Source organism: Oleiphilus sp. HI0128, assembly GCF_001635365.1.
In genome coordinates this window covers 1-713 of the sequence record NZ_LWGG01001544.1, presented here as the reverse complement: position 1 = coordinate 713, position 713 = coordinate 1, and the positions used below count along the sequence as shown (strand labels likewise).

Annotated in this window: 1 pseudogene; it reads left to right on the top strand. The window is 41.1% G+C overall.

Annotated elements, in window-relative coordinates:
* Positions 1-172: 172 nt before the first annotated feature.
* Positions 173-713 (top strand): annotated as a pseudogene (locus tag A3763_RS25395) (NADH:ubiquinone reductase (Na(+)-transporting) subunit A); the annotation flags it as partial.

Sequence of the window (713 nt, the reverse complement as noted above, 5' to 3'; positions counted from 1 at the left end):
ATATAAGTAAATTTTGGTGCGTAGTGTAGCAATATGTTAAATGGCTCACTATAATTGTCCACGATTTTAGGTTCGCCGCAATCGAGTGGTAATGCTTTAACTGTATGGCACTCAACAGAACAAATTCTAACGTGGCGGAAAATTCACAAATTCTGATGAGAAGGCAGGATTAATGGTCAATATTAAAAAAGGCCTCGATCTTCCAATATCCGGTTCTCCCGAACAAAGCATCACCCAAGGAAATTCCATTAGCAAGGTTGCTATAGTTGGATTTGACTATGTTGGTATGAAGCCAACCATGTCTGTTCAGGTTGGTGACAAGGTAGCTAAGGGACAACTTCTTTTTGAAGATAAGAAAACCGAAGGTGTGAAATTTACTGCACCAGCTAGCGGGACGGTTATTGAAGTAAATCGTGGCGAAAAGCGCGTATTCCAGTCGATTGTAATCGAGAAATCTGGTGATGAAAAAGTAGAGTTTGCAAAATACTCCGCTTCAGATCTTGGAAGTCTTACTCGTGAACAAGTCGTATCGAATCTGGTTGAATCTGGCGTCTGGACAGCATTTCGAACTAGGCCTTATAGTAAAGTGCCTGAGTTGACTGCTCAGCCAAATTCAATATTTGTTACCGCAATTGATACTAACCCATTAGCTGCTGATCCTGAAGTAGTGTTGTCGGGCGAAGGTGAGGCTTTTAGTCAAGGTTTAAGTATTA